This window comes from Azotobacter vinelandii CA (assembly GCF_000380335.1).
In the GTDB taxonomy this organism is placed as follows: Bacteria; Pseudomonadota; Gammaproteobacteria; order Pseudomonadales; family Pseudomonadaceae; genus Azotobacter; species Azotobacter vinelandii.
Map to the genome: position 1 here is coordinate 4753467 of NC_021149.1, position 23862 is coordinate 4777328.

At 66.0% G+C, this 23862-nt stretch carries 24 protein-coding genes and 1 tRNA gene; 22 read left to right on the forward strand and 3 right to left on the reverse strand.

The features are described 5' to 3' along the window. From pdxA to AVCA_RS21410, 12 genes are all read left to right on the forward strand, one after another. Entirely contained in the window at window positions 1–981 is a 981-nt protein-coding gene (gene pdxA, locus AVCA_RS21355; protein ID WP_175555862.1) for a 4-hydroxythreonine-4-phosphate dehydrogenase PdxA, read from the forward strand. Window positions 982–1116: 135 nt separating this feature from the next. Beyond that, complete coding sequence (rsmA, locus tag AVCA_RS21360; RefSeq protein ID WP_012703151.1) at window positions 1117–1935, forward strand: 16S rRNA (adenine(1518)-N(6)/adenine(1519)-N(6))-dimethyltransferase RsmA; 819 nt, start codon at window positions 1117–1119, stop codon at window positions 1933–1935. A 41-nt stretch (window positions 1936–1976) separates the two neighbouring features. Next, window positions 1977–2357 carry a Co2+/Mg2+ efflux protein ApaG gene (apaG, locus tag AVCA_RS21365; RefSeq protein ID WP_012703152.1) on the forward strand — a complete coding sequence of 127 codons (381 nt, stop codon included), beginning with the start codon at window positions 1977–1979 and terminating at the stop codon, window positions 2355–2357. Further along, window positions 2357–3190 (forward strand): symmetrical bis(5'-nucleosyl)-tetraphosphatase, encoded by an 834-nt coding sequence (locus AVCA_RS21370; protein WP_012703153.1) that lies wholly within the window; start codon window positions 2357–2359, stop codon window positions 3188–3190. Before apaG ends, AVCA_RS21370 begins: the two co-directional genes overlap by 1 nt. Before the next feature lie 70 nt (window positions 3191–3260). Then, window positions 3261–3599 (forward strand): thiosulfate sulfurtransferase GlpE, encoded by a 339-nt coding sequence (glpE, locus tag AVCA_RS21375; RefSeq protein ID WP_012703154.1) that lies wholly within the window; start codon window positions 3261–3263, stop codon window positions 3597–3599. A gap of 345 nt (window positions 3600–3944) precedes the next feature. Further along, window positions 3945–5867 (forward strand): PrkA family serine protein kinase, encoded by a 1923-nt coding sequence (locus AVCA_RS21380; RefSeq protein ID WP_012703155.1) that lies wholly within the window; start codon window positions 3945–3947, stop codon window positions 5865–5867. Window positions 5868–5972: 105 nt separating this feature from the next. Beyond that, window positions 5973–7247 carry a YeaH/YhbH family protein gene (locus tag AVCA_RS21385; RefSeq protein WP_012703156.1) on the forward strand — a complete coding sequence of 425 codons (1275 nt, stop codon included), beginning with the start codon at window positions 5973–5975 and terminating at the stop codon, window positions 7245–7247. Further along, entirely contained in the window at window positions 7244–8806 is a 1563-nt protein-coding gene (locus tag AVCA_RS21390) for a SpoVR family protein (RefSeq protein ID WP_012703157.1), read from the forward strand. Before AVCA_RS21385 ends, AVCA_RS21390 begins: the two co-directional genes overlap by 4 nt. 104 nt (window positions 8807–8910) lie before the next feature. After that, on the forward strand, window positions 8911–10167 hold the full coding sequence (locus AVCA_RS21395; RefSeq protein ID WP_012703158.1) for a multifunctional CCA addition/repair protein: 1257 nt from the start codon (window positions 8911–8913) through the stop codon (window positions 10165–10167). Between the two features lie 200 nt (window positions 10168–10367). Beyond that, window positions 10368–11234 (forward strand): MBL fold metallo-hydrolase, encoded by an 867-nt coding sequence (locus AVCA_RS21400; protein WP_012703159.1) that lies wholly within the window; start codon window positions 10368–10370, stop codon window positions 11232–11234. A gap of 8 nt (window positions 11235–11242) precedes the next feature. Continuing rightward, window positions 11243–13060 carry a SulP family inorganic anion transporter gene (locus AVCA_RS21405; protein WP_012703160.1) on the forward strand — a complete coding sequence of 606 codons (1818 nt, stop codon included), beginning with the start codon at window positions 11243–11245 and terminating at the stop codon, window positions 13058–13060. Next, entirely contained in the window at window positions 13044–13424 is a 381-nt protein-coding gene (locus AVCA_RS21410; RefSeq protein ID WP_012703161.1) for a rhodanese-like domain-containing protein, read from the forward strand. Before AVCA_RS21405 ends, AVCA_RS21410 begins: the two co-directional genes overlap by 17 nt. Before the next feature lie 13 nt (window positions 13425–13437). Here AVCA_RS21410 and folK read toward each other — a convergent pair whose 3' ends face one another. Together folK and folB are read right to left on the reverse strand one after the other, a co-directional pair. Continuing rightward, window positions 13438–13986 carry a 2-amino-4-hydroxy-6-hydroxymethyldihydropteridine diphosphokinase gene (gene folK, locus AVCA_RS21415; protein WP_012703162.1) on the reverse strand — a complete coding sequence of 183 codons (549 nt, stop codon included), beginning with the start codon at window positions 13984–13986 and terminating at the stop codon, window positions 13438–13440. Further along, window positions 13977–14330: a dihydroneopterin aldolase gene (folB, locus tag AVCA_RS21420; RefSeq protein ID WP_012703163.1), complete on the reverse strand. Its 354-nt coding sequence runs from the start codon at window positions 14328–14330 to the stop codon at window positions 13977–13979. Before folB ends, folK begins: the two co-directional genes overlap by 10 nt. A 66-nt stretch (window positions 14331–14396) precedes the next feature. On the opposite strand from folB, the gene plsY reads away from it, so the two are divergent. Next, window positions 14397–14966, forward strand: coding sequence for a glycerol-3-phosphate 1-O-acyltransferase PlsY (gene plsY / locus AVCA_RS21425; protein WP_012703164.1), 570 nt, complete (start codon window positions 14397–14399; stop codon window positions 14964–14966). A 15-nt stretch (window positions 14967–14981) separates the two neighbouring features. On the opposite strand, the gene tsaD is transcribed toward plsY, so the two are convergent. Next, window positions 14982–16007: a tRNA (adenosine(37)-N6)-threonylcarbamoyltransferase complex transferase subunit TsaD gene (gene tsaD / locus AVCA_RS21430; protein ID WP_012703165.1), complete on the reverse strand. Its 1026-nt coding sequence runs from the start codon at window positions 16005–16007 to the stop codon at window positions 14982–14984. 205 nt (window positions 16008–16212) lie between these two features. Here tsaD and rpsU point away from each other — a divergent pair, with 205 nt between their 5' ends. The 9 genes from rpsU to AVCA_RS21475 all read left to right on the forward strand — a co-directional run bounded on the left by rpsU (window position 16213) and on the right by AVCA_RS21475 (window position 23821). After that, window positions 16213–16428, forward strand: coding sequence for a 30S ribosomal protein S21 (gene rpsU, locus AVCA_RS21435; protein WP_003085057.1), 216 nt, complete (start codon window positions 16213–16215; stop codon window positions 16426–16428). A 90-nt stretch (window positions 16429–16518) separates the two neighbouring features. Continuing rightward, complete coding sequence (gene dnaG, locus AVCA_RS21440; RefSeq protein ID WP_012703166.1) at window positions 16519–18435, forward strand: DNA primase; 1917 nt, start codon at window positions 16519–16521, stop codon at window positions 18433–18435. A gap of 64 nt (window positions 18436–18499) precedes the next feature. Beyond that, a complete protein-coding gene (gene rpoD / locus AVCA_RS21445) occupies window positions 18500–20362 on the forward strand; it encodes an RNA polymerase sigma factor RpoD (RefSeq protein ID WP_012703167.1) in 1863 nt (620 codons plus the stop codon). Between the two features lie 114 nt (window positions 20363–20476). Then, a complete protein-coding gene (locus tag AVCA_RS21450) occupies window positions 20477–21139 on the forward strand; it encodes a Crp/Fnr family transcriptional regulator (RefSeq protein ID WP_012703168.1) in 663 nt (220 codons plus the stop codon). A gap of 72 nt (window positions 21140–21211) precedes the next feature. Then, window positions 21212–21505 (forward strand): N(2)-fixation sustaining protein CowN, encoded by a 294-nt coding sequence (gene cowN, locus AVCA_RS21455; RefSeq protein WP_012703169.1) that lies wholly within the window; start codon window positions 21212–21214, stop codon window positions 21503–21505. Between the two features lie 105 nt (window positions 21506–21610). Then, window positions 21611–21687 (forward strand) — tRNA-Ile (locus AVCA_RS21460). A 236-nt stretch (window positions 21688–21923) separates the two neighbouring features. Further along, window positions 21924–22481 (forward strand): LemA family protein, encoded by a 558-nt coding sequence (locus AVCA_RS21465; RefSeq protein WP_373860952.1) that lies wholly within the window; start codon window positions 21924–21926, stop codon window positions 22479–22481. Then, entirely contained in the window at window positions 22478–23191 is a 714-nt protein-coding gene (locus AVCA_RS21470) for a TPM domain-containing protein (RefSeq protein WP_012703171.1), read from the forward strand. Before AVCA_RS21465 ends, AVCA_RS21470 begins: the two co-directional genes overlap by 4 nt. 12 nt (window positions 23192–23203) lie before the next feature. Continuing rightward, the gene (locus AVCA_RS21475) at window positions 23204–23821 is read left to right on the forward strand and encodes a TPM domain-containing protein (RefSeq protein ID WP_012703172.1); all 618 of its coding nucleotides are present in this window, start codon (window positions 23204–23206) and stop codon (window positions 23819–23821) included. Window positions 23822–23862 lie beyond the last annotated feature (41 nt).

Consider the following 23862-nt stretch of genomic DNA (forward strand, 5'->3'; position numbering starts at 1 on the left):
GTGCGGCGCTTCGCCCTCACGCCCGGCGAGCCGGCCGGCATAGGCCCCGACCTGTGCCTGCTGCTGGCCCGCCAGGCCCAGCCCCAGGCACTGGTCGCCATCGCCAGCCGTGCGCTGCTCGCGGAGCGCGCCGCCCTGCTGGGCCTCGACATCGAGCTGATCCCCGTCGCGCCGGAAGCCTGGCCGACCGCCCCCGCCGCGGCCGGCAGCCTGTACGTATGGGACACGCCACTGCGTGCCGCGGTGCGCGCCGGCCATCTCGATCCGGCGAACGCCGCCTACGTCCTGGAAACCCTGGACCGCGCCGGCCGCGGCTGCCTGGCCGGCGACTTCGCCGGGATGATCACCGCGCCGGTGCACAAGGGCGTGATCAACGAGGCCGGCATTCCCTTCTCCGGGCACACCGAATTCCTCGCCGAGCTGACCGGCACCGAACAGGTGGTGATGATGCTCGCCACCACCGGCCTGCGCGTGGCCCTGGTCACCACCCACCTGCCGCTGCGCGCGGTGGCCGACGCCATCACCGCCGAACGCCTGGAGCGGGTGATCCGCATCCTGCACGCCGACCTGCTCGGCAAGTTCGGCATCGCCCGCCCGCGCATCCTGGTCTGCGGCCTGAATCCGCATGCCGGCGAAGGCGGCCACCTGGGCCGCGAGGAAATCGAGGTGATCGAACCCGTGCTGGAGCGTCTGCGCGGCGAAGGCCTGGATCTGGTCGGCCCGCTGCCGGCCGATACCCTGTTCACCCCCAGGCACCTCGAGGATTGCGACGCGGTGCTGGCGATGTACCACGACCAGGGCCTGCCGGTGCTCAAGTACAAGGGCTTCGGCGCCGCGGTCAACGTCACTCTCGGCCTGCCGATCGTGCGCACCTCGGTCGATCACGGCACCGCGCTGGATCTGGCCGGCAGCGGCCGGGTCGACACCGGCAGCCTGCAGGTGGCGCTGGAAACCGCCTACCGGATGAGCACCGGCCGGTAGCCTCGACCGCCGTCCCGGGCGAAGCCGTCGTGGCCGTCCAGCCGCCCATGGATTCAGGCCCGGCGCGCCTCGCTGCTAAACTGCGTCTTTTTGCATTCGCTTTGAGCTTGTGGCTTGAAGCTTGGAGCCCGCCCCATGTCCGAGCTGTACCAGCACCGCGCACGCAAGCGCTTCGGCCAGAACTTCCTGCACGATGCCGGCGTCATCCACCGCATCCTGCGCGCCATCCATCCCCGCGCCGACGAGCGCCTGGTCGAGATCGGTCCAGGCCAGGGCGCCCTGACCGAGGGTTTGCTCGGTAGTGGTGCACGACTCGACGTCATCGAGCTGGACCTCGACCTGATCCCGCTGCTCAAACTGAAGTTCGGCCTCGAGCCACGCTTCCACCTGCATCAGGGCGATGCGCTGAAGTTCGACTTCGCCCGCCTGTGCGGCACGCCGCACAGCCTGCGCATCGTCGGCAACCTTCCCTACAACATTTCCACGCCGCTGATCTTCCATCTGCTGGAACATGCCGGCCTGATCCGCGACATGCATTTCATGCTGCAGAAGGAAGTGGTCGAGCGCCTGGCCGCCGAGCCGGGCGGCGGCGACTGGGGACGGTTGTCGATCATGGTCCAGTACCATTGCCGGGTGGAACACCTGTTCAATGTCGGCCCGGGTGCCTTCAACCCGCCGCCGAAGGTCGACTCGGCGATCGTCCGCCTGGTCCCCCACGAGACCCTGCCGCATCCGGCCAGGGACCCCGCCCTGCTCGAGCGCATCGTCCGCGAGGCCTTCAACCAGCGGCGCAAGACCCTGCGCAATACCCTCAAGGGTCTGCTCGCCGCCACGGATATAGAAGCCGCCGGCGTCGATGGCAGCCTGCGTCCCGAGCAACTGGACCTGGCCGCCTTCGTCCGCCTAGCCGATCATCTGCACGCGCGGACGGAGGAACACCGCCCGCCCGAATGAGTCCGAACCCCATTCAGCCATCCGTCAACAGAGCCCAACGCATGTCAGATCCCCGCTATCAGATCGACGTCAGCGTCGAGACCCGTTACCTGCCGGAGCAGTCGCAGCCGGAGCAGAACCGCTATGTCTTCGCCTACAGCGTGACCATCCGCAACAACGGCCTGCTGCCGGCCCAACTGCTGTCGCGCCACTGGCTGATCACCGACGGCGACGGCCATGTCCAGGAGGTTCGCGGCCCCGGCGTGATCGGCACGCAGCCGCTGCTCGGCCCGGGGCAGAGCCACAACTACGACAGCAGCACGCTGCTCGCCACCCAGGTCGGCACCATGCAGGGCAGCTACCAGATGGTCGCCGAGGACGGGCACGCTTTCGACGCCCCGATCCGTCCGTTCCGCCTGGCCGTGCCCGGGGCCCTGCACTGATGGCCGTGTATGCGACCGGCGACCTGCAGGGTTGCCTGGAGCCCCTGAAATGCCTGCTGGACAGGGTTGCCTTCGAGCCCGGCCGGGATCGCCTGTGGCTGACCGGAGACCTGGTCAACCGCGGTCCCCAGTCACTGGAAACCCTGCGCTTCATCCACGGCATGCGTGACTCGGTGACCACGGTGCTGGGCAACCACGACCTGCACCTGCTGGCCGTGGCGCACGACATCGAACGCCTGAAGAAGAGCGACACGCTGCGGGAGATCCTCGAGGCGCCCGATCGCGACCTGCTACTCGACTGGCTGCGCTGGCAGAAACTACTGCACCACGATGGCGAACGCGGCATCGTCCTGGTGCATGCCGGCATCCCGCCGCAATGGTCGTTGAAAAAGGCATTGCGCCTGGCCGCCGAGGTCGAGGAAGCCCTCCGCGACGACAGCCGGCTACCGCAATTTCTCGATGGCATGTACGGCAACGACCCCCTGCGCTGGAACGGCCGGCTGCGCGGTACGGCGCGTCTGCGGGCGATCACCAACTACTTCACGCGGATGCGCTTCTGCACCGCCGACGGCACCCTCGACCTGAAGAGCAAGGAGGGGCTTGGCAGCGCACCGTCCGGCTTCACCCCCTGGTTCAGCCATCCCCGGCGCAAGACCCGCGGCCAGAAGATCCTCTTCGGCCACTGGGCCGCCCTGGAAGGCCACTGCGACGAACCCGGAGTGATCGCCCTGGACACCGGCTGCGTCTGGGGCGGCGCGCTGACCCTGCTCAACCTGGATACCGGCGAATATCACCGCTGCGCCTGCGACGGCGCCAAGGGCGACGCCGGCTAGAGGGGCGGTTGCGGATCGGTTAGCCTTTTCCCGTTGACGAGCGACCCGTTCCAGCCATCGAGGTGCAAACATGAGCGAATTCCGTCGTATCCCGCCCCAGCAGGCCCAGGTCCTGCGCAGCCAGGGCGCCGTGGTGGTGGACATCCGCGACCCGCAGAGCTACGCCCAGGGCCATATCGCCGGCGCGCGCCATCTGGACAATCAGTCCCTCGCCGACTTCATGGCCCAGGCGGATTTCCAGCGGCCGCTGATCGTCGCCTGCTACCATGGCAACTCCAGCCAGGGCGCTGCGGCCTACCTGGCCCAGCAGGGCTTCACCGAGGTCTACAGCCTGGATGGCGGCTTCGAGTTGTGGCGCGCCACCTTCCCCGACGAGGTCGCGCCAGGCACGGCGGGCCAGCCCGGCTGAGCCCTGCCCGAACCGTTCCGGGCCCGGCCCGCAGGGCGGGCCGGACGCCTCCCCACACGCGGCAGACGCCTTCCTTCCCCTCTCGTCGGACCGTCATCCACGGGCCTCGGGCAATCGCGCATCCCCTTGTCATTTGCTTGCGCAACCGTGCTACTGTCGATACCGAACTATTCTTGTTCCTAAGCCACCCAGATCAAGGCAAAGCCGGCACACGGCTTGCTATTAATTATCCAGGCAATGACCTTCGGGCATGGGGGATTTCATCGGCTGGCCCACGCCAGCGAACCGCCAACACCCAAAAGCTTCAAACCAAAGCCGGCTCCGAGCATCGAACGAGGTGACGACATGAGTATCTTCAGCCACTTTCAACAACGCTATGAAACGACGCGTCAGGAAGAGTACTCCCTCCAGGAGTACCTCGAACTGTGCAAGCAGGACCGTAGCGCCTATGCCACCGCAGCCGAACGGATGCTGATGGCCATCGGCGAGCCGGAACTGGTGGACACCTCCACCGACTCCCGGCTGTCGCGGATCTTCTCCAACAAGGTCATTCGCCGCTATCCGGCCTTCGCCGATTTCCATGGCATGGAAGACAGTATCGAGCAGATCGTCTCCTACTTCCGCCATGCGGCCCAGGGCCTGGAAGAGAAGAAGCAGATCCTCTACCTACTGGGTCCGGTGGGTGGCGGCAAGTCCTCCCTGGCCGAGAAGCTCAAGCAACTGATAGAGAAGGTGCCCTTCTACGCGATCAAGGGCTCGCCGGTGTTCGAATCGCCCCTGGGGCTGTTCAACGCCGCCGAGGACGGCGAGATCCTCGAAGAGGATTTCGGTATTCCGCGCCGCTACCTCTCCACCATCATGTCGCCCTGGGCGACCAAACGGCTCAACGAGTTCGGCGGAGACATCAGCCAGTTCCGCGTGGTCAAGCTGTATCCCTCGATCCTCAACCAGATCGCGGTGGCCAAGACCGAGCCGGGTGACGAGAACAACCAGGACATCTCCGCCCTGGTCGGCAAGGTCGATATCCGCAAACTGGAAGAATTCCCGCAGAACGACGCCGACGCCTACAGCTACTCCGGCGCGCTGTGCCGCGCCAACCAGGGCCTGATGGAATTCGTCGAGATGTTCAAGGCGCCGATCAAGGTGCTCCACCCGTTGCTGACCGCCACCCAGGAAGGCAACTACAACAGTACCGAGGGCCTCGGCGCGATCCCCTACAGCGGCATCATCCTCGCCCACTCCAACGAGTCCGAGTGGCACAGCTTCCGCAACAACAAGAACAACGAGGCGTTCATCGACCGTATCTACATCGTCAAGGTGCCCTACTGCCTGCGCGTCTCCGACGAGATCAGGATCTACGACAAGCTGCTGACCCACAGCTCGCTGGCCAAGGCCCACTGCGCACCGGACACCCTGAAGATGCTGGCCCAGTTCTCCGTGCTTTCGCGGCTGAAAGAACCGGAAAACTCCAACATCTACTCGAAAATGCGCGTCTATGACGGCGAAAACCTGAAGGACACCGATCCCAAGGCCAAGTCGATCCAGGAGTACCGCGATACCGCCGGGGTGGATGAGGGCATGAACGGTCTGTCGACCCGCTTCGCCTTCAAAATCCTCTCCAAGGTGTTCAACTTCGACCCGCACGAGATCGCCGCCAACCCGGTGCACCTGCTCTACGTACTGGAGCAGCAGATCGAGCAGGAACAGTTTCCGCCGGAGGTGCGCGAGCGCTACCTGCGCTACATCAAGGAATACCTGGCGCCGCGCTACATCGACTTCATCGGCAAGGAGATCCAGACCGCCTACCTCGAGTCCTACAGCGAGTACGGTCAGAACATCTTCGATCGCTACGTGCTCTACGCCGACTTCTGGATTCAGGATCAGGAATACCGCGATCCGGAAACCGGCGAGATCCTCAACCGCATGGCCCTCAACGAGGAACTGGAAAAGATCGAGAAGCCGGCCGGCATCAGCAACCCGAAGGATTTCCGCAACGAGATCGTCAACTTCGTGCTGCGCGCTCGCGCCAACAACAACGGCAAGAACCCCAGTTGGCTCAGCTACGAGAAGCTGCGCGTGGTGATCGAGAAGAAGATGTTCTCCAATACCGAAGACCTGCTGCCGGTCATCAGCTTCAACGCCAAGGCGAGCAAGGAAGACCAGCAGAAGCACAACGACTTCGTCAAGCGTATGGTCGAACGCGGCTACACCGAGAAGCAGGTCAGGCTGCTCTCCGAGTGGTATCTGCGGGTCCGGAAGTCGCAGTAATCCAGCCGCAAACCCCATGTTTCAAGCTGCAGGCGGAAGCAAGCCCCCGAGTTCGGCTCCGCTTGCGGCTTGTGGCCTGAGGTTGGCAGCTCCCCGGAGGGGTCTATGAGTTATGTGATCGACCGACGTCTGAACGGCAAGAACAAGAGCACGGTGAACCGCCAGCGCTTCCTGCGGCGTTACCGTGATCACATCAAGAAGGCGGTAGAGGAGGCAGTCAGCCGCCGCTCCATCACCGACATGGAACATGGCGAGCAGATCAGCATTCCCGGGCGGGATATCGACGAGCCCGTGCTGCATCATGGCCGAGGCGGCAAACAGACCATCGTCCACCCGGGCAACAAGGAATTCACCGCCGGCGAACGCATCCCGCGCCCGTCAGGCGGCGGGGGCGGCGGCAGCGGCTCCGGCAAGGCCAGCAACAGCGGCGAGGGCATAGACGACTTCGTCTTCCAGATCACCCAGGAAGAGTTTCTCGACTTCATGTTCGAGGACCTCGAACTGCCCAACCTGGTCAAGCGCCACATCACCGGCGCAGACACCTTCAAGACGGTCCGCGCCGGCATCAGCAGCGAAGGCAACCCCTCGCGGATCAACATCGTCCGCACCCTGCGCTCGGCCCACGCCCGGCGCATCGCCCTGTCCGGCAACAGCCGCGCCAAGCTGCGCGAGGCCAAGGCCGAACTGGAGCGGCTGAAGATCGAGGAACCGGACAACTTCGGCGACATCCAGAAACTGGAGGCGGAGATCACCCGCCTGCGCATGCGCATCGAGCGGGTGCCCTACCTCGACACCTTCGACCTCAAGTACAACCTTCTGGTCAAGCAGCCCAACCCCAGCTCCAAGGCGGTGATGTTCTGCCTGATGGACGTCTCCGGCTCCATGACCCAAGCGACCAAAGACATCGCCAAGCGCTTCTTCATCCTCCTTTACCTGTTCCTCAAGCGCAGCTACGACAAGATCGATGTGGTGTTCATCCGCCACCACACCAGCGCCAAGGAAGTTGACGAGGAAGAATTCTTCTATTCCCGGGAAACCGGCGGCACCATCGTCTCCAGCGCCCTCAAAATGATGCAGGAGGTGATGGTCGAGCGCTACCCGCTCAACGAATGGAACATCTATGCCGCCCAGGCTTCGGACGGCGACAACTGGAACGACGACTCGCCGATCTGCCGGGATATCCTGATCAAACAGATCATGCCGTTCGTGCAGTACTACAGCTACGTCGAAATCACCCCGCGCGAACACCAGGCGCTGTGGTACGAGTACGAGAGCGTCCGCGAGGCGTTTCCCGACTCCTTCGCCCAGCAGCAGATAGTGTCGGCCGCCGACATCTATCCGGTGTTCCGCGAACTCTTCCAGCGGAGGCTTGCGACATGACCCCCAGAGAGAGAAAGGGCCAGCCGATTTCCACCGGATCGGAGTGGAGCTTCGAACTGATCCAGGTCTACGACAAGGAAATCGGCCGCATCGCCGAACGCTACGCGCTCGACACCTACCCCAACCAGATCGAGGTGATCACGGCCGAGCAGATGATGGACGCCTACGCCTCGGTGGGCATGCCCATCGGTTACCACCACTGGTCGTACGGCAAGCACTTCCTCGCCACCGAGAAGGGTTACAAGCGCGGGCAGATGGGGCTGGCCTACGAGATCGTGATCAACTCCGATCCGTGCATCGCCTACCTGATGGAAGAGAACACCATGTGCATGCAGGCACTGGTGATCGCCCACGCCTGCTACGGGCACAACAGCTTCTTCAAGGGCAACTACCTGTTCCGCACCTGGACGGACGCCAGCTCGATCGTCGACTACCTGGTGTTCGCCAAGCAGTACATCATGCAGTGCGAGGAGCGTCACGGCATCGACGCGGTGGAGGAGTTGCTGGACTCCTGCCACGCCCTGATGAACTACGGCGTCGACCGCTACAAACGCCCCTATCCGATCTCCGCGGAGGAAGAGCGGCGCCGGCAGAAGGACCGCGAGGAACACCTGCAGCGCCAGATCAACGATCTCTGGCGGACCATTCCCCGCTCGACCGAAAAAGGCAGCGAAAAGGACCGCACGCGCTGGCCCGCCGAACCCCAGGAGAACATCCTCTACTTCATCGAGAAGCACGCGCCGCTGCTCGAGCCCTGGCAGCGCGAGGTCGTGCGCATCGTGCGCAAGATCGCCCAGTACTTCTATCCGCAGCGCCAGACCCAGGTGATGAACGAGGGCTGGGCGACCTTCTGGCACTACACCCTGCTCAACGACCTCTACGACGAGGGACTGGTCACCGACGGCTTCATGATGGAGTTCCTCCAGTCGCACACCAGCGTGGTCTACCAGCCGCCGTTCGACAGCCCCTACTACAGTGGCATCAACCCCTATGCGCTGGGTTTCGCCATGTACCGCGACATCCGGCGGATCTGCGAGAACCCGACCGAGGAGGACAAGCGCTGGTTCCCCGACATCGCCGGCAGCGACTGGCTGAACACCCTGAAGTTCGCCATGCAGAGCTTCAAGGACGAGAGCTTCATCCTGCAGTTCCTCTCGCCCAAGGTGATCCGCGACCTCAAGCTGTTCAGCATCGTCGACGACGACCAGAAGGACGAGCTGCTGGTGTCCGCCATCCATGACGATGCCGGCTACCGCACCGTGCGCGAACTGCTCGCCGCCCAGTACAACCTCGGCAACCGCGAACCGAACGTGCAGATCTGGAGCGTCGACCGGCGCGGCGACCGCTCGCTGACCCTGCGCCACCAGCAACACGACCGCAAGCCGCTCAGCGACGCCACCGAGGACGTACTCAAGCACCTGCATCGGCTGTGGGGCTTCGATATCCACCTCGAGTCGATGCAGGGCGACCGGATCGTCAACAGCTACCACATGCCGCCCAGGGGCGACGGCGACGAGGAAAACTACCCGCGCCTGGATCTGGCCATCCCGCCGATCTGACCGAACGGCCGCCAGCCTCCAGGCGGCGGCTCCTCCCTTTCGCAACTCGTCCTCATCGTTCCCCCGACCGCCCCTACCCGCTATGCTCTGCCCAGGAGGTGGACATGCGAATCTACAAAGTGGGCGGCGCGGTGCGCGACCGGCTGCTCGGCCGGCCGGTCAGCGAGGTCGACTGGGTGGTGGTCGGCGCCAGCGCCGAAGAACTGCTGGCCCTGGGCTACCGCCCGGTCGGCGCGGATTTCCCGGTCTTCCTCCATCCGCGGACCGGCGAGGAATACGCTCTCGCCCGCACCGAGCGGAAAAGCGGGCGCGGCTATGGCGGTTTCACCTTCCATGCCAGCCCGGAGGTGACCCTGGAAGAGGACCTGCTGCGCCGCGACCTGACCATCAACGCCATGGCCGAGGACGAACAGGGCCGGCTGATCGATCCCTGTCACGGCCGGCGCGATCTCGAGCAAAGGTGGCTGCGTCACGTCTCTCCCGCCTTCGCCGAAGATCCCCTGCGCGTCCTGCGCGTGGCGCGCTTCGCCGCCCGCTATGCACCGCTGGGGTTCCGCGTGGCTCCGGAGACCCGGGCGCTGATGCGCCAGCTCGCCGAGTCCGGCGAACTGCAGGCGCTCACCGCCGAGCGCAGCTGGAAGGAAATCTCCCGCGCCCTGCTGGAGCCGCGTCCGGATGTCTTCATCCGGACGCTGCGCGACTGCGGCGCCCTGCATGAGCTGCTGCCGGAAATCGATGCCCTGTTCGGCGTTCCACAGCCGGCCGCCCATCATCCGGAAATCGATACCGGCGAGCACCTGCTCGCCGTGCTGCGCCAGTGCGCCGAACACGGGCAGCCCCTGGTCGTGCGCTGGGCCTGCCTGCTCCATGACCTGGGCAAGGGAACGACGCCCGCCGAGGAATGGCCGCGCCACATCGCCCACGAGCGCAAGGGCCTGAAACTGATCCGCGCAGTGAACACGCGTTGCAAGGCTCCGCGCGACTGCCAGGAACTGTCCCTGCTGGTCGGCGAATACCACAGCCATTGTCACCGGGCCCTGGAACTGCGCCCCGCCACACTGCTCGAACTGCTGCAGCGGTTCGACGTCTATCGCCGTCCGCAACGCTTCGAGGAGTTCATCGCCGCCTGCGAGATGGATGCCCGCGGTCGTCTCGGCCTGGAACGGCGCGATTACCCACAGGCCGGCTACCTGCGCGGAGCCGCCGCCGCGGCCCGGGCAGTGGCGGTCCAACCGTTGCTGGAAAAGGGGCTCGCGGGCGCGGCCCTGGGCGAAGCGCTCAAGCGCGAGCGACTGCGGGCACTGAAGGCCTACAAGAGCGACGTACTGGGCGAGCGGGCCGAGCCTCCGGAGACCTCGTGATAGCTGGACGCGCCACCTGCGCAGATGGCACATCGCCTATCCCGCCATCGTCGATGTCCGAGCGGACACCCAACCTGGCGAGAGATACTTAAAATATTTTGTATATGAAATAAAAATATATTCATAGACCTAAACGAGCTATTAAGCTGATTCCCGTGAAATGTCTCCGGGTATCCCGGACACGCACGGAGAGTCGCCTCATGAATGCCTATGTCGAAGCCTTCTTCGATCCCGCCACCTCCACTTACAGCTATGTGGTGAGCGATCCGCGAACCCGCCGCTGCGCGCTGATCGACCCCGTACTGGACTACGATCCCGCCGCAGGCCGAACCTCGCGCCAGGGCGCCGACCGCCTGATCGCCCACGTGCGCGAGCGGGAACTGAGCGTGCAGTGGATTCTGGAAACCCATGTGCACGCCGACCATCTCAGCGCCGGCCATTACCTCAAGGAACGGCTCGGCGGCCGGTTGGCGATCGGCGACCGCATCACCATGGTGCAGGACACCTTCGGCAAGCTGTTCAACGCGGAGCCGGAGTTCGCCACCGACGGCCGCCAGTTCGATCACCTGTTCCACGACAGCGAAGGCTTCAGCCTCGGCAGCATCGAGGCCCGCGCCCTCCACACCCCCGGCCACACCCCGGCCTGCATGACCTACCTGATCGGCGATGCCGCCTTCGTCGGCGACACCCTGTTCATGCCCGACTACGGTACCGCCCGCTGCGACTTCCCCGGCGGCGACGCACGCGCCCTGTACCGCTCGATCCACGCCAAGCTGTTCAGGCTGCCGGACCAGACCCGCGTGTTCATGTGCCACGACTACAAGGCTCCGGGACGCCGGGAACATCAGTACGAGACGACCATCGGCGCCGAGCGCGCGCACAACGTGCATATCCGCGAGGGCATCGGCGAGGAGGAATTCGTCGCCATGCGCCAGGCCCGCGACGCCACCCTCGACATGCCGGCGCTGATCCTGCCCTCGGTACAGGTCAACATGCGTGCCGGCGAGTTGCCGCCGGCCGAAAGCAACGGCACCCGCTATCTGAAGATCCCGCTCGACACGCTTTGAGTCCGGCCATGCATACCTCGCTGCCACGGCGGCTCGCCCGCCACCTGCCGTGCCTGGAATGGGCACGCCGGTACGACCACGAAACCGCGGGCAAGGACGGCCTGGCCGCGCTGATCGTCACCCTGATGCTGATCCCGCAGAGCCTGGCCTACGCCATGCTCGCCGGCCTGCCGCCGGTCACCGGACTGTACGCCAGCATCCTGCCGCTGGTGGCCTATACCCTGTTCGGCACCAGCCGCACCCTGGCGGTCGGTCCGGCGGCCGTGCTCTCGCTGGTCACCGCCAGCGTGCTCGCTCCGCTGTTCGCCGCCGGCAGCGCCGAGTACAACGCCGCCGCCCTGCTGCTGGCGCTGCTCTCCGGAATCGTCCTGCTGGCCATGGCGGCGCTGCGCCTGGGGTTTCTCGCCAACTTCCTCAGCCATCCGGTGATTTCCGGTTTCATGAGCGCTTCGGGCATCCTCATCACCCTGGGGCAGCTCAAGCACATCCTCGGCATCGAAGCCGACGGCGAGAACGCCATCGAGCTGCTCGGGGCCCTGGTCCGGAGCCTGCCACAAACCAACCTGCCGACCCTGGCCATCGGCATCGGCAGCCTGTTTTTCCTCCATCTGGCCCGCTCGCGACTGCATGGCTGGTTACTCGCCCGCGGTTTCGGCGCGAAGATTGCCGGCACCCTGGTCCGTACCGGTCCGGTGGTCGCGCTGCTGGCGTCGGTGCTACTGGTCTGGCTGTTCGGCCTGGATGCCGCCGGGGTACGCGTGGTCGGCCAGACGCCCCAGGGCCTGCCATCGTTCGCGCTGCCGCCGCTGGATGCGGCGCTGGCCGGCGAACTGCTGCCGGCGGCGCTCCTGATCAGCCTGATCGGCTTCGTCGAATCGGTGTCGGTGGCGCAGACCCTGGCCGCCAGGCGTCGCCAGCGCATCGAGCCGAACCAGGAACTGGTCGGTCTCGGCGCCGCCAATCTGGCTGCGGCGCTGAGCGGCGGCTTCCCGGTCACCGGCGGTCTGTCGCGCTCGGTGGTGAACTTCGATGCCGGCGCGCAGACGCCCATGGCCGGCGCCCTGAGCGCCGTGGGCATCACCGTCACCGTGCTGTTCTTCACTCCGCTGTTCCACAACCTGCCGCATGCCGTGCTGGCGGCCACCATCATCGTCGCGATACTGACCCTGGTGGATCTCGGCGCGCTCGGGCGCACCTGGCGCTATTCGCGCCAGGATGCCGCGGCCATGGCGGCGACCATGCTCGGCGTGCTGCTGATCGACGTCGAGGCCGGCATCCTCATCGGGGTCGGCCTGTCCCTGCTGCTGTTCCTCTGGCGTACCAGCCAGCCGCACATCGCCGTGGTCGGCCAGTTGCCGGGCAGCGAACACTTTCGCAACGTCAAACGCTTCGCCGTGGTGGAGAGCCCGAAGGTACTGTCGATCCGCGTCGACGAGAGCCTGTATTTCCCCAACGCCCGCTATCTGGAAGACCGCGTCGCCGAACTGGTCAGCCAGCATCCCCGGGCCGAACACCTGGTGCTGATGTGCCCGGGGGTCAACCTGATCGACGCCAGCGCCCTGGAAAGCCTGGAGGAGATCGGTGCACACCTGCACGCCGCCGGCATCCAGTTGCATCTCTCCGAGGTCAAGGGGCCGGTGATGGACCGGCTCAGGCACTCGGACTTTCTCGAACACTTCGGCGGCCGGGTCTTCATCAGCCAGTTCGAGGCCCTGGCCGAACTCGATCCGCAGACCACCCGGCGCGCCCTCGGCATGCACCGCCGGGGCCCGGCCGCCCCCCTTCGACCGACACGGAAGAAAAACGACAGTGAAAAGCGCCCATGATCTGGTGGCCGAAGCCAAGGCCCGCATCCATGAAGTCGAACTCCAGGCCGCCGAGGCGGCCATCCGCAACGCCGACCTGCTGCTCGACGTGCGCGAGGCCGACGAATTCCAGGCCGGGCACATTCCCGGCGCGCTGAACATTCCGCGCGGAATACTGGAATTCAAGATCGACAACGCGCCGGAGCTGTCCGCCCGCGACCTCGGCATCGTCCTCTACTGCAAGACCAGCGGGCGCGCCGCCCTGGCCGCCGCGACCCTGCAGGACATGGGCTACCGGAAAGTACGCTCGATCGCCGGCGGCTTCGATGCCTGGAGCGCGGCCGGCAAGGCGGTGACGACGCCGAGTCTGCCGAGCTTCGAATAGACGGGCGCTTCGCCTAGGGTGCGGAGGGCGGGGCGGGAAAGGCCCGGCTCAGTGCCGGAGGGGTCAGTTGCACGTCGCGCCAGTGGAAGGAAACCGGCCACAGTACCTGCTCGATCCGCGCCTCCCGCCACAGTTCGGCGAAGGTCCGGCCAGCGCCGGGATGGCGCCGCTCCGGCACCAGCAGCGCCAGCGGCCAGAGCACGAAGGCGTTCTTCAGGATTTCCGCGCGCGGCAGCACCAGCCCGTCGAAGTTGCCGACCCGTTCGCCATAGGTCAGCACGTCGATATCCAGCGGCAGCCCCTTGCGCTCCGGCGCGTAACGGCCGTTGTCCGCCTCGATGAACTTGAGCCGGCGATCCAGCTCGATCAGCGGCAACTCGGTCCGCCCGGCCACCACCAGGTTGAAGAAGGGACCGCTTCTGATCCCCACCGGCAGGCTCTCGAACACCGGCGAGCAGCGCATGTCCCGCAGAAGGCCGGACAGCGCTTCGAGGCCGGCGGTGAGATGGGCGACACGCTCGATATTGCTGCCGAGGCCCAGCAACACGGGAGTCAGCGACATCCGCGCTCGATCTCCACGCCGACGCCGGCGGCCGCTGGAACGGCGCCCGGCTTGGTCACCCGCAGGCGCAGCCAGGGAATCCCGAACTCCGCCATCAGCGCGCCGGCCAGACGTTCGGCGAAGGTCTCCACCAGCAGAAAGCGCGCCTCGCCGGCGAAGGCCTGGATGCGTGCCGCCAGCGCCGCATAGTCGAGCGCACGGGACAGCTCGTCCGCGCTGGCGGGCGCCTGGACATCCCAGGCGCACTCCAGATCCAGCCGCAGGCACTGACGGATGCCGCGCTCCCAGTCGAACACGCCGATGAGGGTGTCGACTTCCAGGCCCTCGATAAACACTTTATCCAAATTCATCTCCACGAAGGGCGCCGGGCCCCGCTAGAATCGGGACGCCCTCACCCCGGAACGGATCCCATGGTCTGGCTGCTGGCGATCCTCGCCTACCTGCTCGGTTCGCTGTCTTTCGCCATCCTGCTCAGCCAACTGAGCGGCGGACCGGACCCGCGTGCCTGCGGCTCGGGCAATCCCGGCACTACCAACATGCTGCGTATCGCCGGCAAGCGCCTGGCGGCGCTCACCCTGCTCGGCGATCTCGGCAAGGGCCTGCTGCCGGTACTGATCGCCCAGCACGCCGGCCTGGGCGTCCAGCAGCAGGCCTGGATCGGCCTCGCCGCGGTGTCCGGCCACCTCTATCCCCTGTACTTCAACTTTCGTGGCGGCAAGGGCGTGGCCACCGCCGCCGGAATGCTGCTCGGCCTCTATCCGCCAGCGGTGCTGCCGGCCGTCGCCGCCTGGCTGCTGGTCTTCGCCTTCACCCGCACCAGTTCTCTCGCCGCCCTGGCCGCCACGCCGCTGTGCCTGCCGCTGCTGGCCTGGCGGCAGCCCGAAGCCCTGCTGCCGATGCTGCTGCTCTATGGGGTGATCGTCTGGCGCCATCGCGGCAATCTGCATGCTCTCTTCGCCGGCCGGGAAAGACATTTCTAGCCCTGCGCCGCAGGATCAGAGCGCCGGCAGGGTCTCCATCGGCCAGCGCGCATGGACCTGAATCGCCGGCCCATCCCGCTGGCCGGCCAGCAAACGCTGGCAGCCAGCATAGGCGATCATCGCGCCGTTGTCGGTGCAGAAGCGCGGCCGGGCGTAGAACACCTGGCCATCCAGTTCGCCGAGCATCCGCTCCAGCGCCGAACGCAACGCCTGGTTGGCACTCACCCCGCCGGCGATGACCAGACGCTTCAGGCCGGTCTGCTTCAGCGCCCGCCGGCACTTGATGATCAGCGTCTCCACCACCGCCTGCTGGAAGGCCAGAGCGATATCGCGGCGCGATTGCTCGCCGTCGTCGCCGCTCGCCCGGCAGTGCTGCCAGGTATTCAGGGCGAAGGTCTTGAGGCCGCTGAAGCTGAACTCCAGGCCTGGCCGGTCGGTCATCGGCCGCGGGAAGACGAAACGCCCGGGCCGGCCGTCCTGTGCCAAGCGGGCGATCTCCGGACCGCCGGGATAACCGAGGCCGAGCAGCTTGGCGGTCTTATCGAAAGCCTCGCCGGCGGCGTCGTCCAGCGACTCGCCGAGCACCTGGTAGCGACCGATGCCGTCGACCCGCACCAGTTGGGTATGACCGCCGGAAACCAGCAGGGCGACGAAGGGAAACTGCGGCGGCTGTTCCTCCAGCATCGGCGCCAGCAGATGACCCTCCATGTGATGCACGCCGAGCGCCGGAACCCCCCAGGCCAGCGCCAGCGCCTGGGCGCAGGAGGCGCCGACCAGCAGCGCGCCGACCAGGCCGGGTCCTGCGGTATAGGCGATGCCGTCGATGTCCCCGGTGCGGCAGCCGGATTCGTCGAGCACCTGGCGCAAGAGCGGCAGCATGCGCTTGACGTGATCCCGCGAGGCCAGTTCGGGCACTACCCCGCCATAGATGCGGTGCAGATCGATCTGGCTGAACAGCGCGTCGGCCAGCAGGCCGCGCCGGCTGTCGTAAAGCGCGACGCCGGTTTCGTCGCAGGAGGTTTCCAGCCCCAGAACGAGCATGGGTTCGACCTTTATGGATTAGCCTGGCAAATCGAGGGGCGCATGATAATCGGCGACCACCCCGCAGACCAGCGCTTTTCGTGCCGCGGGCTTTGCATTGCAAGCGGCCGATGAGGTAACATCCGCAGCCCTTGAGAATCGACGTTCTCCCGAGCAGAGTCCGGAGAGGGCGTTCACCACCGGTCAATAGTTAAGGTAGCCCTGGATGCCCGCCGTCAAAGTTAAAGAGAACGAACCCTTCGACGTAGCCCTGCGTCGCTTCAAGCGCTCCTGCGAAAAAGCCGGCGTACTGGCCGAAGTTCGCAGCCGCGAGTTCTACGAGAAGCCCACCGCCGAGCGCAAGCGCAAAGCCGCCGCCGCCGTGAAGCGCCACGCGAAGAAGGTTCAGCGCGAGCAGCGCCGCCGCGAGCGCCTGTACTAAGCTACAGCGCTTCGCCGCCTCCCAAAGCCCGGCCACGTACCGGGCTTTCGTCGTTTCTGGAACCAACCCGGCGACCTAACCGGAACACCCATGGCCGGACTGATCCCCCAAGGCTTCATCGACGACCTGCTGAACCGCACCGACATCGTCGAGGTGATCGGCTCGCGCGTCCAGTTGAAGAAGACCGGCAGGAACTACAGCGCCTGCTGCCCCTTCCACCAGGAAAAGACCCCCTCCTTCACCGTCAGCCCGGACAAACAGTTCTACTACTGCTTCGGCTGCGGCGCCGGTGGCAACGCGCTGGGCTTTCTCATGGACCACGACCACCTGGAGTTCCCCCAGGCGGTCGAGGAACTGGCCAGGCGCGCCGGCCTGGAGGTTCCCCGCGAGGAGCGCGGCGGCCCCCATCAACCGCGCCAGAGCGCCGATTCGCCACTCTATCCGCTGCTGGCCACAGCCGCCGACTACTACCGCCAGGCCCTGAAAAGCCATCCGGCGCGCCAAGTCGCCGTCGATTACCTGAAAGGCCGCGGCCTGTCCGGCGTCATCGCCCGCGACTTCGCCCTCGGCTTCGCCCCGCCCGGCTGGGACAACCTGCTCAAGCACCTGGGCGGCGATGCCCTGCAGCAGAAGGCGATGATCGAGGCGGGTCTCCTGATCGAGAACGCCGAGACCGGCAGGCGCTACGACCGCTTCCGCGACCGAGTGATCTTCCCGATCCGCGACAGCCGCGGCCGGGTCATCGCCTTCGGCGGCCGGGTGCTCGGCGACGACAAGCCCAAGTATCTGAACTCCCCGGAGACCCCGGTATTTCACAAGGGCCAGGAGCTCTACGGCCTCTTCGAGGCGCGCCGGCACAACCGCGACCTCGACGAGATCATCGTGGTCGAGGGCTACATGGACGTCATCGCCCTGGCCCAGCAGGGCCTGCGCAACGCGGTGGCGACCCTCGGCACCGCCACCAGCGAGGAGCACCTCAAGCGCCTGTTCCGCCTGGTGCCCAGCGTGCTGTTCTGCTTCGATGGCGATCAGGCCGGCCGCAAGGCCGCCTGGCGCGCCCTCGAGGCCACCCTGCCGAGCCTGCAGGATGGCCGGCGCGCGCGCTTCCTGTTCCTGCCCGAAGGCGAGGACCCGGACAGCCTGGTTCGCGCCGAGGGCCGCGAGGCCTTCCTCGCCCGCCTGGAACAACAGGCCCGGCCGCTGGCCGACTACTTCTTCCGGCAACTGACCGAGGAAGCCGACCCGGGCACCCTGGAGGGCAAGGCGCACCTGGCGACCCTCGCCGCGCCGCTGATCGAGAAGATCCCCGGCGCCAACCTGCGCGCCCTGATGCGCCAGCGCCTCGCCGAGATCACCGGGCTGACCGGCACGAGTCCGAACTCACCGGCCGCCAGCCCGGTTCCGCGCGTGGAAGATGCCCACTACTACCAGGCCGACCCCGGCTACGCCGACCTCATCGAGCCCGAGCGCTCCGCTTTCGGGCGCACCGCTCAGGACAAGGGCCAGTGGAAGGGACGCAGCGGCTACCGCAAGGGCCGCGACGACTTTGCGCCGCGACCGCGTACCGCCGTCAGCGTCGAGCCGCCCAACCTGAGCGCGCTGCGCACCCTGCTGCAGCATCCGCAACTGGCGCAGAAAGTCGCCGATGCCAGCCATTTCGCCAGCGAGGAGGACCCCTACGCCCAGTTGCTGGTCGCCCTGCTCGAAGCCCTGCAGAAAAACCCGCGCAGCAGCAGCCTGCAACTGATCGCCCGCTGGCACGGCACCGAACAGGGCCGTCTGCTGCGTGCCCTGGCGGAGAAGGAATGGCTGATTTCGACGGACAACCTTGAACAACAGTTTTTCGACACTATAAATACATTAGCGGCCCGGCAGCGCGAGCGCGGCATCGAACAGTTGCTTCGCAAGGCCCGCCAGGGTGAATTGAGCGCCGAAGAGAAGATTCGATTGCGCGACCTGCTCAGCCGCGACGTATCTCCCATCCCCCCGACCTCAACTGGCGTGTGAGGTCAAGCATCCGTTATAATATTCAGCTTTTCAGCCCGCCAGAAAATTCAGTGGATAGGGTGTCATGTCCGTAAAAGCTCAACAGCAGTCTCGCATCAAAGAGTTGATCGCTCGCGGCCGCGAACAGGGTTACCTGACCTATGCCGAGGTCAACGACCACCTGCCCGAGGATATTTCCGATCCGGAACAGGTGGAAGACATCATCCGCATGATCAACGACATGGGGATCAACGTATTCGAAAGTGCCCCGGATACGGATGCCCTGTTGTTGGCCGAAGCCGACACCGACGAAGCTGCCGCCGAGGAAGCCGCCGCGGCCCTGGCCGCCGTGGAAACCGACATCGGTCGTACCACCGACCCGGTGCGCATGTACATGCGCGAAATGGGTACCGTGGAACTGCTCACCCGCGAAGGCGAAATCGAGATCGCCAAGCGCATCGAGGAAGGCATCCGCGAGGTGATGAGCGCCATCGCCCACTTCCCGGGCACCGTGGACGGCATCCTCGCGGAATACCAGCGCGTCACCAGCGAAGGCGGCCGCCTGTCCGACATCCTCAGCGGCTACATCGATCCCGACGACGATTCGGCGGTGCCTGCCGAGGCCGAGGTTCCCGTCGATCTCAAGAGCAAGAGCGCCGCGACCCCCGCCGCATCCGAGGACGAGGACGAGGACGAGAGCGAGGAAAGCGACAGCGACGACGAGGAAGGCGACGGTGGTCCCGACCCGGAGATCGCCCGCCAGCGCTTCGGCGCTGTCGCCGAGCAGTTGGGCAGGACCCGTGTGGCTCTCGAACGGCACGGGCGCCACAGCGTCGAGGGCCTTGAGGCGCTGCAGGCGCTGGCCAGCCTGTTCATGCCGATCAAGCTGGTGCCCAAACAGTACGACACCCTGGTCGAGCAGGTGCGTGACGCCCTGACCCGCGTGCGCGCCCAGGAACGCGCGATCATGCAGTTGTGCGTGCGCGATGCGCGCATGCCGCGCGCCGACTTCCTGCGCCAGTTTCCCGGCAACGAGACCGATCAGGACTGGGTCGACCTCCTCGCCAAGGGCAAGGCCAAGTACGCCGAAGCCCTGGGCAATCTGGCCGACGACATCAAGCAGTGCCAGCAGAAGCTGATCGACCTCGAGCAGAAGGTCGGCCTGACCATCGCCGAAATCAAGGACATCAACCGCCAGATGTCCATCGGCGAAGCCAAGGCCCGCCGCGCCAAGAAGGAAATGGTCGAGGCCAACCTGCGCCTGGTGATCTCCATCGCCAAGAAATACACCAACCGCGGCCTGCAGTTCCTCGATCTGATCCAGGAAGGCAACATCGGCCTGATGAAGGCGGTGGACAAGTTCGAATACCGCCGCGGCTACAAGTTCTCGACCTACGCCACCTGGTGGATCCGCCAGGCGATCACCCGCTCGATCGCCGACCAGGCGCGCACCATCCGCATCCCGGTGCACATGATCGAGACCATCAACAAGCTCAACCGCATCTCCCGCCAGATGCTCCAGGAGATGGGCCGCGAACCCACGCCGGAAGAACTCGGCGAGCGCATGGACATGCCCGAGGACAAGATCCGCAAGGTGCTGAAGATCGCCAAGGAACCGATCTCCATGGAAACCCCGATCGGCGACGACGAGGACTCGCATCTGGGCGACTTCATCGAGGACTCGACCATGCAGTCGCCGATCGAGGTGGCGACCGTGGAAAGCCTCAAGGAGGCCACCCGCGAAGTCCTCGCCGGCCTCACCGCCCGGGAAGCCAAGGTGCTGCGCATGCGCTTCGGCATCGACATGAACACCGACCACACCCTCGAGGAGGTCGGCAAGCAGTTCGACGTGACCCGCGAGCGCATCCGTCAGATCGAGGCCAAGGCCCTGCGCAAGCTGCGCCACCCCTCGCGAAGCGAGCACCTGCGCTCCTTCCTTGACGAGTGACAGCAAGACCCCCGGCTCGCCGGGGGTCTTGCTTTCCAGCTCGCCGAGCGGACGTAGCCATGTCCTGTCTTATACTGCATCGACCGACTGCCCAGACCTCAGCGATACGACCCAATGCACGGACCCGACGCCAGCAATCTGCTCGACAGCCTGGACGCACTGACCCAGGCAGCGCTGCTACAGGGCTTTCATCGGCGCCAGCTGATCGAAGGCGAACTGCTCGGCAGCCCGAACAGCAAGCGCGACAGCGTGTTCATCGTGCACAGCGGACGCATCCGGGTATTCCTCGCCTTCGAGGACAAGGAATACACCCTCACTTTCCTCGAAGCCGGCGGTATCTACAGCACCCACAGCCAGGCCTATGTCCAGGCCGTGCGCCCGAGCGAGGTACTGATGGGCGACACCGCGCAGATGACAGCTACCCTCCGCTCGCTGCCGAGCGCCGTGCCGGCGATCATCCGCGTGCTCGGCGCTACCCTCGGCAACTGCATGCGCATCATCGAGGACCTGGCCTTCCGCGACGTCGAGGGCCGCCTGGCACGCTTTCTCGACGGCATGCTGGCGCGCAAGGGCCGCCCCCATCAGGACAGCCTGCGCCTGGAACTGGACCTCAACACCGAGGACATCGCCCGCCTGCTCGGCACAACCCGCCAGACCGTCTCCTCCCTGCTCAACCGGATGGCCCGCGAGGGCATTCTCAGCCGTGTCGGCAACGGCGTCTTCGACATCCACGATGCCGAACGCCTGCGAGCCCGCAGCCAGGTGTCCGCTGGCTGACAGACAGCCGCCGACGTGGTTTCTAGCATGGTCGCTCCAGATATCACCCGTCATCGATTGCCGGAGGAGCCCATGTCCACGACCACCTATCGCAGCATCTGCGGCGAAGAATCTCTGCCCTACATCGACTGCGACCGCTGCATCCGCGCCCTCTACGCGCGGCTCCAGCACTACGTGCAGCAGGACCGGGGCGATTGTCCGATCTGCGCCTATTTCCGCGAAAAGATCGGCTCGCGCGACGGCAGCGAAAGCGATGCCCGCCTGCTGCTGCACGCCCAGGTGAACGTCGTCTACGAACTCTTCGCCCGCCACGCCGACCAGGAGGCCCTGGCCCTGCTGGAGCGGATCGAAGACGACTGCTGCTGAACCCGCCGCAAGACCGAGCCGTGATTTCCTGGCGGATACGTCCCTTTTCCGCTCCGTCGCTTGGCGCGGGCGGAAAGCCACCGCTATAATCCGCCGGCCTTCTGGGGGCCTGTAGCTCAGTCGGTTAGAGCAGAGGACTCATAATCCTTTGGTCCAGGGTTCGAGTCCCTGCGGGCCCACCATCTTTGTTCAGGGGAATATCCCTCCTCTTCCCGAGCAAAGAATCTCTCGACTGTCCTCAAGCGCTACCGCCTCCAATCCACGCCTTTCCAAACACCTCTCTCCGCAAGCCTCTAGACTACCAATGACCGACCGGCGCAACCGGTAGGCACCCTGTCAATCGGCAAGGCGGAACACGCGGATGACTCATTTCAGACAAAGCTCCCGTCTCCCGTGGCGGTTGGCCACGGTCCTGTTCATGTCGTGGTTCCTGGCGGGCTGCGGTATCAACGACATTCCCACCTATGACGAACAGGTGAAAGCGGCCTGGGGACAGGTGGAGAACCAGTACCAGCGGCGTGCCGACCTGATTCCCAATCTGGTGGAAACGGTCAGGGCCTACGCGCAGCACGAGCGGGAAACTCTGACGGCGGTGATCGAGGCGCGGGCCAAGGCCACGTCCATCCAGGTGGATGCCGGCACGCTGGACGATCCGCAGAAGCTGCAGCAGTACCAGCAGGCGCAGGACCAGTTGAGCGGCGCGTTGAGTCGGCTGATGGTGGTGTCGGAGCGCTATCCCGAACTGAAGGCCAACCAGAATTTCCTCGCCCTGCAGTCCCAGCTCGAAGGCACGGAAAACCGTATCTCGGTGGCGCGGCGCGACTTCATCGCCGCGGTGGAGCGTTACAACACCGAGATCCGTACCTTCCCCGGACGCATCTGGCACGGCCTGCTCTACCGCGACATGCCGGTACGCGAAAGCTTCGAGGCCACGACCCAGGGCGCGGAACAGGCGCCGCAAGTTCAGTTCCGATGACACCGGCGCCCAGGGTCTTTCTGGCTCTGCTGCTCTGCGCCTGCGCCCTCGTCCAGGCGCAGGAGGCCGGCTTCCCCGCCCTGACGGGAAGGGTGGTGGATCGCGCCGGACTGCTCGATGCGGCAACCGAGGCGCGCCTGACGCAGATGCTGGCGGCCCATGAGCAGGCCAGCGGAGATCAGTTGGTGGTGGTCACCGTCCCGGACCTGCAGGGGCGCGGCATCGAAGAGTTCGGCGTCGAACTGGGCCGCCGCTGGGGTATCGGCCAGAAGGGCAAGGACAACGGTGCGCTGCTGATCGTCGCACGCGACGAGCGGCAGGTCCGCATCGAAGTCGGCTATGGCCTGGAGGGGCGCCTGACCGATGCCCAGTCTGCGCTCATCATCCATAACCTCATCGTTCCGGCCTTCCGGCGGGGCGACTTCGCCCGCGGCGTCACCGAAGGGGTGACCGCGATGCTCCAGGTGCTGGGCGGCGAGCCTCTGCAGGGCGAGCCCGGCACGCGGGAGGCGGACGAACCATCGCCACTGCTCCTGCTCGTGCTGCTGGCGATCATCCTGCTGCTCTTCCGTGGCGGGCACGGCAGAGGAGCGCTGATCGCCGGCGCCCTGCTCGGCAGCCTGCGCCATGGCGGCGGTGGGGGTGGAGGCGGTGGTTTCGGCGGGCGCGGTGGCGGCTTCGGCGGCGGCGGAGCCTCCGGTGGCTGGTAAGGATGCGAAGCCATGACATTGCTGAGCGAAAGCGAACAACGGCAGGTGGCTGCGGCGATCGAACGGATCGAGCGCGAGACGGATGCCGAACTGGTGACGGTGCTGGCGGCGCGGGCCGACGACTACACCTACATATCCCTGCTCTGGGCAGGGCTGCTCGCCCTGCTGCTGCCCGGCTCGCTGAACCTGATCGGCGGCTGGCTGGGCGCCGGGCATCTGCTACTGGCGCAGTGGACGACCTTCATCCTGGCCAGCCTGCTGTTCCGTCTTCCCGCCATCACCACCCGGCTGATTCCCAGACCGATACGCCACTGGCGCGCCGGCAACCTGGCGCGGCGGCAGTTCATCGAACTCGGCCTGCACCACACCGAGGCCCAGAGCGGCATGCTGATCTTCGTCGCGGAAGCCGAGCGCTATGTGGAGATTCTGGTGGACCGGGGCATCTCCAGCCGCCTGGACGACGCCGCCTGGCAGGCCATCGTCGAGGCCTTCACCGCTCAAGTGAAGCGCGGCGAAACGCTGCAGGGGTTCCTGTCCTGCATCGAGGCCTGCGGCGCGCTGCTCAAGGAACACCTGCCCGCCACCCATGAACGCAACGAGTTGCCCGACCGCCTGGTGATCCTCTCCTAGAACCGGCCCCTGTGCCCATCGGGCGGGAAGGCGTCCGGGCC

What these genes read in the sequence shown, in the direction of transcription:
- rsmA (WP_012703151.1), top strand. Translation starts at nt 1,117, where the DNA reads ATGTCCGAGCTGTACCAGCACCGCGCACGCAAGCGCTTCGGCCAGAAC.
- apaG (WP_012703152.1), top strand. Translation starts at nt 1,977, where the DNA reads ATGTCAGATCCCCGCTATCAGATCGACGTCAGCGTCGAGACCCGTTAC.
- AVCA_RS21370 (WP_012703153.1), top strand. Translation starts at nt 2,357, where the DNA reads ATGGCCGTGTATGCGACCGGCGACCTGCAGGGTTGCCTGGAGCCCCTG.
- glpE (WP_012703154.1), top strand. Translation starts at nt 3,261, where the DNA reads ATGAGCGAATTCCGTCGTATCCCGCCCCAGCAGGCCCAGGTCCTGCGC.
- AVCA_RS21380 (WP_012703155.1), top strand. Translation starts at nt 3,945, where the DNA reads ATGAGTATCTTCAGCCACTTTCAACAACGCTATGAAACGACGCGTCAG.
- AVCA_RS21385 (WP_012703156.1), top strand. Translation starts at nt 5,973, where the DNA reads ATGAGTTATGTGATCGACCGACGTCTGAACGGCAAGAACAAGAGCACG.
- AVCA_RS21390 (WP_012703157.1), top strand. Translation starts at nt 7,244, where the DNA reads ATGACCCCCAGAGAGAGAAAGGGCCAGCCGATTTCCACCGGATCGGAG.
- AVCA_RS21395 (WP_012703158.1), top strand. Translation starts at nt 8,911, where the DNA reads ATGCGAATCTACAAAGTGGGCGGCGCGGTGCGCGACCGGCTGCTCGGC.
- AVCA_RS21400 (WP_012703159.1), top strand. Translation starts at nt 10,368, where the DNA reads ATGAATGCCTATGTCGAAGCCTTCTTCGATCCCGCCACCTCCACTTAC.
- AVCA_RS21405 (WP_012703160.1), top strand. Translation starts at nt 11,243, where the DNA reads ATGCATACCTCGCTGCCACGGCGGCTCGCCCGCCACCTGCCGTGCCTG.
- folK (WP_012703162.1), bottom strand. Translation starts at nt 13,986, where the DNA reads ATGTCGCTGACTCCCGTGTTGCTGGGCCTCGGCAGCAATATCGAGCGT.
- plsY (WP_012703164.1), top strand. Translation starts at nt 14,397, where the DNA reads ATGGTCTGGCTGCTGGCGATCCTCGCCTACCTGCTCGGTTCGCTGTCT.
- tsaD (WP_012703165.1), bottom strand. Translation starts at nt 16,007, where the DNA reads ATGCTCGTTCTGGGGCTGGAAACCTCCTGCGACGAAACCGGCGTCGCG.
- rpsU (WP_003085057.1), top strand. Translation starts at nt 16,213, where the DNA reads ATGCCCGCCGTCAAAGTTAAAGAGAACGAACCCTTCGACGTAGCCCTG.
- dnaG (WP_012703166.1), top strand. Translation starts at nt 16,519, where the DNA reads ATGGCCGGACTGATCCCCCAAGGCTTCATCGACGACCTGCTGAACCGC.
- rpoD (WP_012703167.1), top strand. Translation starts at nt 18,500, where the DNA reads ATGTCCGTAAAAGCTCAACAGCAGTCTCGCATCAAAGAGTTGATCGCT.
- AVCA_RS21450 (WP_012703168.1), top strand. Translation starts at nt 20,477, where the DNA reads ATGCACGGACCCGACGCCAGCAATCTGCTCGACAGCCTGGACGCACTG.
- cowN (WP_012703169.1), top strand. Translation starts at nt 21,212, where the DNA reads ATGTCCACGACCACCTATCGCAGCATCTGCGGCGAAGAATCTCTGCCC.
- AVCA_RS21465 (WP_373860952.1), top strand. Translation starts at nt 21,924, where the DNA reads ATGTCGTGGTTCCTGGCGGGCTGCGGTATCAACGACATTCCCACCTAT.
- AVCA_RS21470 (WP_012703171.1), top strand. Translation starts at nt 22,478, where the DNA reads ATGACACCGGCGCCCAGGGTCTTTCTGGCTCTGCTGCTCTGCGCCTGC.
- AVCA_RS21475 (WP_012703172.1), top strand. Translation starts at nt 23,204, where the DNA reads ATGACATTGCTGAGCGAAAGCGAACAACGGCAGGTGGCTGCGGCGATC.